Origin of the sequence: Coleofasciculus sp. E1-EBD-02 (assembly GCF_040218245.1) — a bacterium.
Lineage (GTDB): Bacteria > Cyanobacteriota > Cyanobacteriia > Cyanobacteriales > Coleofasciculaceae > Coleofasciculus.
Map to the genome: position 1 here is coordinate 1 of NZ_JAVJQN010000168.1, position 7,239 is coordinate 7,239.

Annotated in this window: 6 protein-coding genes; 5 read left to right on the forward strand and 1 reads right to left on the reverse strand. The window is 45.8% G+C overall.

The features are described 5' to 3' along the window. Positions 1 to 150: 150 nt before the first annotated feature. The 4 genes from RIC07_RS26755 to RIC07_RS26770 all read left to right on the forward strand — a co-directional run bounded on the left by RIC07_RS26755 (position 151) and on the right by RIC07_RS26770 (position 3,603). Positions 151 to 345 carry a hypothetical protein gene (locus tag RIC07_RS26755; protein ID WP_446397170.1) on the forward strand — a complete coding sequence of 65 codons (195 nt, stop codon included), beginning with the start codon at positions 151 to 153 and terminating at the stop codon, positions 343 to 345. Further along, complete coding sequence (locus tag RIC07_RS26760) at positions 345 to 1,403, forward strand: DUF3326 domain-containing protein (RefSeq protein WP_446397175.1); 1,059 nt, start codon at positions 345 to 347, stop codon at positions 1,401 to 1,403. The genes RIC07_RS26755 and RIC07_RS26760 overlap by 1 nt, the downstream gene beginning before the upstream one ends. Further along, on the forward strand, positions 1,403 to 1,996 hold the full coding sequence (locus RIC07_RS26765) for a CPBP family intramembrane glutamic endopeptidase (protein WP_446397171.1): 594 nt from the start codon (positions 1,403 to 1,405) through the stop codon (positions 1,994 to 1,996). The genes RIC07_RS26760 and RIC07_RS26765 overlap by 1 nt, the downstream gene beginning before the upstream one ends. An 824-nt stretch (positions 1,997 to 2,820) precedes the next feature. Continuing rightward, a complete protein-coding gene (locus RIC07_RS26770) occupies positions 2,821 to 3,603 on the forward strand; it encodes a PEP-CTERM sorting domain-containing protein (protein ID WP_446397172.1) in 783 nt (260 codons plus the stop codon). 192 nt (positions 3,604 to 3,795) lie between these two features. Here the strand turns inward: RIC07_RS26770 and purN are convergent, their stop codons facing one another. Further along, the gene (gene purN, locus RIC07_RS26775; protein WP_446397173.1) at positions 3,796 to 4,455 is read right to left on the reverse strand and encodes a phosphoribosylglycinamide formyltransferase; all 660 of its coding nucleotides are present in this window, start codon (positions 4,453 to 4,455) and stop codon (positions 3,796 to 3,798) included. 282 nt (positions 4,456 to 4,737) lie between these two features. Between purN and pcrA the strand changes: the two genes are divergently transcribed. Then, entirely contained in the window at positions 4,738 to 7,074 is a 2,337-nt protein-coding gene (gene pcrA, locus RIC07_RS26780) for a DNA helicase PcrA (RefSeq protein WP_446397174.1), read from the forward strand. The last annotated feature ends 165 nt before the right edge of the window (positions 7,075 to 7,239 follow it).

Sequence of the window (7,239 nt, forward strand, 5' to 3'; positions counted from 1 at the left end):
GGCGAGTTCGTTATCGACAAGAAAAGGAGGTCAACCCGATTGGATTACTGCACACCGATTCACCGTAAGGATGGTTATAGCTATGCATTTTGATTAGGTTTGCGTAGATGTCTATAGAGATTTGGTTACAGTTCTTTACCCACCAAAAAAATGACAACTCACTTCATTACTGCTGAAATTGATCTCCAGGAGTCCCCAAAACAACTCCATCAAGCGATTGAGACACAACTGCAAAAACAGGGAGAACCCCTGCGTTGGGCGGTTACATCTGTGGATACTCAGGAACAAAAAGCTCGGGTTGAAGCGATTGTCACAAATCCCGATTCTCAACCGTCCACCCCTTAATTATTGTGCGTCCATACACCGTTGTTTTAATCGTTCCCACAGGAATTGGCGCATCCATTGGTGGCTATGCGGGAGACGCTTTACCTGTCGCCAGAGCGATCGCGCAAGTCTGCGATCGCCTAATCACTCACCCCAATGTCCTCAATGGTGCCCAACTTTACTGGAATTTACCCAACGCCCTCTATGTCGAAGGCTATGGACTTGACAAATTTGCCGCTGGATGCTGGGGATTACAACCTGTTCATCAAAATCGGGTGGGATTAATTCTCGACCAGGGGATTGAACCAGATCTACGTTTGCGCCATCTGCAAGCGGCTGATGCAACCAGAGCCACACTGGGACTGAATCTGACTGATTACGTAATCACTGACGCCCCCTTAAATGTGGAACTGCGGACAGCACCATCGGGGGCGAGTTGGGGTACAATAGGCAATCCCGATAGTTTGTTGCGATCGGCTGAAGTGCTGATTCAACAGGCAAAGGCAGAGGCGATCGCGGTGGTGGCGCGTTTTCCCGATGATTTGGGTAGCGAAGCCCTAGAAGCATACCGACAGGGACAAGGGGTCGATCCGCTGGCAGGTGCAGAAGCCGTGATTAGTCACCTGATTGTGCGAACCTTCCAAATCCCTTGCGCCCACGCCCCAGCCTTAATGCCCCTTCCCCTAGAACCCACCCTGTCGCCGCGATCGGCAGCTGAGGAATTAGGCTATACGTTTCTACCCTGTGTACTGGTGGGGTTAAGTCGCGCCCCGCAATTTCAGGTGACGCCGCGTCAACCTGGAGCAATTTGGGCAGAGGATGTGGATGCAGTAGTGATTCCCGCTAATGCCTGTGGTGGTAGTGCCTTGTTAAGCTTAAGTCAGTTACCCATTCAAATTATTGCGGTTGAGGATAACCAAACCTCAATGCAAGTGCCTCCAGAACCTTTGGCAATCAAAGCTGTGCGAGTACACTCGTATTTAGAGGCACTGGGTATGTTAGTCACCCATCGCGCTGGAATTAGTGCCGATGCTCTGAGTCCCTCCCTGTCGTCTATGCATCGCTTATCTATAGATTAGTGAGTACACAGCTTCCCGATAACCCTGACTTTGAACCCCTCACCCGCACCCAAGTGTTAGTTGCCATGGGGATAACCGCGATCGTTTTACTCGTCGTGGCTAAACTCTGGCTGAAATTTGGGTCGGTGACACTGTTATCCCTAGATTTTACTGTAGAAGGATTACTTATCGGATTAGGTATAGGCGTGGGAATTACCGCGATGAGTAGTGTGGTCTATCGCATCTGGTCAGCCTACCGTAAAAGTGCTGACGTTTACCTCAACTTGGTTTTAAAGCCGTTGGTATTACCTGATCTGATTTGGTTGGGGTTACTTCCGGGTATGAGTGAAGAGTTGCTATTTCGGGGAGTGATGTTACCCGCCATTGGTTTGAATGCCGTGGGTGTGATTATTTCTAGCTTGGTATTTGGCGTTTTACATTTGAGTGGTTCCCAGCAGTGGCCCTATGTTGTTTGGGCAACGATTGTGGGATTGTTACTGGGGTTTAGTGCTGTAGGTACAGGGAATTTGCTGGTTCCGATTGTGGCTCATGTGGCAACCAATTGGCTGTCTAGTTTCCTCTGGAAGTTAGGAAATCGAGAGGCTGAAGCGTAGATCCTTAAAACCCTGACTTCTTGAACAAGTCGGTGTTCTTGGTCTCCAGAGCGCTCTATTGAACTCCAATATAAAGCGTCGATGAAGCTAATGGAGAATTCCATCAATGACTTTGATATAAATTTACCTTATAGAAAACTGCTACTTTAGTCACAAGTGTTTTACATCGCGAAATATATAGAAATATATTCCAGGGAATCCGACAAGAAACTTTAGTGATTCACAGGGAAGTAATGAGGCACGAGTGACTGGCAAGTCAGTGAGGGTGAAGCTTCTACTGCGGCTTAAAGATTAATTAAATGTAAACGAGCGTTTACGTCCATAAAAAGTAACACAAGTTAACTTGATAAAGTATTGATGAAGACTTGACTTTTTTGCACTTTTTCTTGGAGAAGTTCGGTATTATTACTCATGTAAGGGAAAAACAGGTAAGCCAAAGGTATCTGCTCACTCAAGACAGAAAATTTAGTTTTTATCCCCTAAAAGCTTTTTTGTCCTAACCGAGCCACCTATCGCTGACTGTCTTCTCCAACGAGGGTATAAATTGAATTCAGCCATCTGATAGAAAGCCAGACAATCTTCGTCTTGCTTGACTAACGACAAGAAGGAAGAAGTCCAGCTGATCAGTAATTTCAAATTTTCTTAATTATTAGTGTAACACTAAATTCACTAATTGGCGATCGGCTTTTCATTGGCTTTTCGGATCTGTGTTGTGGTTGAGTTCTCACCCTCAACGGACTTGCTCAAAGCGGGAAAGGAACATTCCTAGACAATCCCCTTGCAAGTCTGAGGTTCACCCAACAATGATCACGAGGTTTAGAGTCATGAAATGCTTGTCTTCAATCGCTACAGTAGGAACAACGCTTGTTGCTTTCGGAACTGTAATGACTTGCGGCAATGGGGCGTTAGCAGCTTCGATTAATAACCGACCCATACCGACTATACCAACGGGAACTTCTCTCCAAGACACCTTGGATGGTATCACAATTTCCGATCCTGGTATTGATGTAGTCAATGATCAGTCACCATTTGCGCTGTTTGACAACACGTCTTCTGGTGGAGCAATAGGAACTCTGGTTGCGGAAATAGCGGGTTTAAAAGATCAGAATAAGTTTGGACTCTACAGTGCTAGCAATCCTGAGAATAAAGTTGTAATTTTTGATGGACTTGTTTCACCTGATTCACCTAGTCCACAAGCCTTTATTACCTTCTTAGCTGATGGTAGTGTGAAAGTTAACGGAGGAAATTCATTCGCCGGTTTTGGTGGCTCATTCGGCTTTTATCTCGAGAATGACAATAACACGTTCTACACTGAGGATAGTCTTAACAATGGCAATCCACAAGCCCTAGTCTATCAAGGTGATAACGTGACCGAACTTAAACTTGATGGTTTGGACTCAGGGACATTTGTGGATACTGAGTTCATCTTTGCTTTCGAGGATTTACCTTTTAGTAATTCTGACAAAGACTATAACGACTCAGTTGTACATATTTCAGGGATTAAGCCAGCAGCCGTTCCAGAACCCATGACTATTTTAGGGTCTGCCTTAGCTTTAGGATTTGGCGGCTTGTTCAAACGGGAACGGTCAAAACGACAAAAGAACTAGCTGTTAGCTGGTAGGGGCGGGTTTACCGATAATTGGGTTTGTCAATACAATGGCAATAAACCCGCTCCGATCAAGGTTTTAGGACTTACGCAAAAGCTCTATATGTAGGGTGTGTTAGCGTAACGGAACTTAACCAATATATATGGTGTGGCTGCGTAAGTTTTGGGTTTATAGTAGGCGATGCTAGGATTTTTAGCGCTGAAGCGCAACTACAAACTGGGCGATCGCTTGGGGTAAAATGCGATGTTCTTGAACTTGAATCCGGGCGTGTAGCGTCTCTGGCGTGTCGTTGGGAAGCACGGGAACGGCGGCTTGGATTAAAATGGGTCCACTATCGACTTCTGGACTAACTAAGTGTACCGTACATCCAGTAATTTTCACCCCGGCGGCTAAGGCTTCTTCTTCGGCGTGAATGCCTTTGAAACTGGGTAAGAGACTAGGATGGAGGTTGAGGATGCGATCGCGAAATGCATCAATCAAGACTGGCGTGACAATTCGCATCCAACCCGCCATAACCACGAGTTCAACTTGGTATTTTCTCAATGTTTCAACAATTTGAGCATCGAGGGCTTCCCGTTTTTTGTAATCTCGGTGATTATGGAGAACGGTGGGAATGCCGAATTTTTCGGCTCTGGCGAGGGCTTTGATACCGGGATTATTGTAGATCATCACTTGAATTTGGGCATGGAGTTGCCCATCTGCGATCGCTTGGGCGATGGCTTCAAAGTTTGTACCACTCCCCGATACCATAATTCCTAGTTTTACAGGAGGCGTTTCTGGGGCAGGTTTGGCAGTAACTACTGGGGAAATGAGACTAGGGGTTGTATTCGGCGCTGGGGTATTGCTGGTCATACAGAACTACAAATTACACGAATTGCCAACAGTATCATAGTGTTCGGATGGATATTGCCGACAAAATTTTTCAATATATTCGTAGGGGCGCACCGACGTGCGCCCTTTACCAACCTGCGCCATTTCCTTCCACAAATAGGCACTGCCGTACCCCTACAGGTGGTGTGGCTTATGTCTGATGAACGAAAACAAGGTTGAGCGTCTGCCCGATACAGTATTGCCTCAAGATACGATACGCTGTACTAACATAGCCAAACTCTTACCCGCTTGCCTCAGCTAGCCATGACTCAATCGACTGACTTCCTGACGCACCTCAATCCCTCTCAACGTCGCGCCGTCGAACATTTCTGCGGTCCCTTGCTGGTTGTGGCGGGGGCGGGTTCGGGTAAAACGAGGGCGTTAACCTATCGCATTGCCAATCTGATTCTCACCCATAGAGTCGATCCCGAAAACATTTTAGCGGTGACATTCACCAATAAAGCCGCACGGGAGATGAAATCCCGGATTGAAACCCTATTCGCCCAGCAACTGGCTGTCCAAACACGGGGTCAGCGTTTGGAGTTACTCCCAGAACTTGAACAAACCCAGTTGCGATCGCGAGTCTATAAAAAATACATTAAACCCCTGTGGATTGGTACATTTCACAGCTTGTTTGCCCGGATTCTCCGCTATGACATCAATAAATACACAGATGAAAAAGGACGCCAATGGAAGCGTAATTTTTCCATCTTTGACGAATCCGACGCCCAAACGCTGGTAAAAACCATCGTCACCAAACAATTAAATCTAGACGATAAAAAATTTAACCCCCGAACCATTCGTTACGCGATTAGCAATGCCAAAAACTTAGGCTTATCGCCCCAAGACTTTGAAAAAGAGCAGTCGGGTTATAAAGGGCGACTCTATGCTGAAGTTTATCATCATTATCAAGACCAGTTAGCCGCCAACAATGCCCTGGACTTCGATGATCTGATTTTAGTCCCCGTTAAACTCTTCCAACAAAACGAATCCGTTCTGGGATATTGGCACAATCAATTTCGCCATATTTTAGTGGATGAATATCAAGATACAAACCGGATTCAGTACGAACTGATACACCTATTAACCACAAACGGCGAAACTGAAAAAACGCAATGGGATTGGCGCGATCGCTCCGTATTTGTTGTCGGTGATGCGGACCAATCCATATACTCGTTTAGGATGGCAGATTTCACTATCTTATTAGGATTTCAAGAAGACTTTGGTGATGGGTTGTCCGATGAAACGACCCGCACCATGGTTAAATTAGAGGAAAACTATCGCTCGCGCGAAAATATTCTCCAAGCCGCTAACTATTTAATTGAACAGAATACCCAGCGAATTGACAAAATTCTCAGACCCACACGCGGTTTAGGGGAAGTCATTTACTGTCATCACGCCGACGATGAGTTAGAAGAGGCTCATTTTGTACTTCAACAAATTCTGAAACTGAATCAACAGAACCCAGAACTAGGCTGGGGCAGTTTTGCTATTCTTTATCGGACGAACGCCCAATCTCGCCCGTTAGAAGATGCGCTGCGAAGTCGAGTGCCTTATGTGATTATCGGGGGATTGAAGTTCTACGATCGCAAAGAGGTTAAAGATGCCTTAGCGTATCTAAGAACGATTGCCAATCCCAGCGATACCGTCAGTTTATTGCGAATTATCAATACACCACGCCGGGGTATTGGTAAAGCCACAATTGATAATTTAGTGCTGGCGGCTCAAGAATTGGGAACTCCCCTCTGGGAAATTATCCGGGATGAAACCTCGGTCAATACAATTGCTGGACGTTCGGCTAAAGCGGTTAATCGGTTTGCCCAATTGATTAAGCAGTGCCAAGAGAATACGGAAAACTTAGAAGCAGCAGAAATTATTAAATTTATTATGGAGGAATCGGGATATGTTGATGACCTAAAAAATCAAGGCACAGACGAAGCGGAAAACCGATTGGAAAATATCCATGAACTGTATAATGCTATCGTTCAATTCCAAGAAGAAAATGAAGATACCAGCCTAGAAGGATTTCTGGCAAATGCGTCGCTGGCGTCTGATTTAGATAATCTGGAAGATGGACAACAAGCGGTGTCTTTAATGACACTGCACTCGGCTAAAGGATTAGAGTTTCCGGTTGTCTTTCTAGTTGGTTTAGAACAAGGACTTTTTCCCCATAACCGGACGATAGATGACCCGGTTGCTTTAGAAGAAGAACGCCGTCTCTGTTATGTGGGGATTACTCGCGCCCAAGAACAACTCTTTCTTGCCCATGCCCGTGAACGTCGCCTCTATGGGTATCGTGAACCAGCGGTTCGGTCTCAGTTTTTGGATGAGTTACCCGAAGACTTAATTAGCAGTACCTTGGTGAAAGTGAAACAGCAAACGCCTTCCGCCTCAACTGAAAAGTCATCAAAATCCTCTAGTTCAACGGCAAACTCGAACGAGTGGAAAAAAGGCGATTTACTTAAGCATGATAATTTTGGTGTCGGTGAAGTAACCCATGTTTTTGGTTCGGGCAATAAAGTTAGCATTGCGGTTAAGTTTCCCAGTTTAGGACAAAAAATTCTTGACCCTAAGCGAACCAATATACAACGAGTGAATTAGTTGGGGAATGGGAAAATCAATGGTAGGGGCGGGTTTAGGCACAATTGTAGGGGCGGGTTTAGGCACAATTGTAGGGGCGGGTTTAGGCACAATTGTAGGGGCGGGTTTAGGCACAAATGTAGGGGCGGGTTTAGGCACAATTGTAGGGGCGGGTTTAGGGACTAA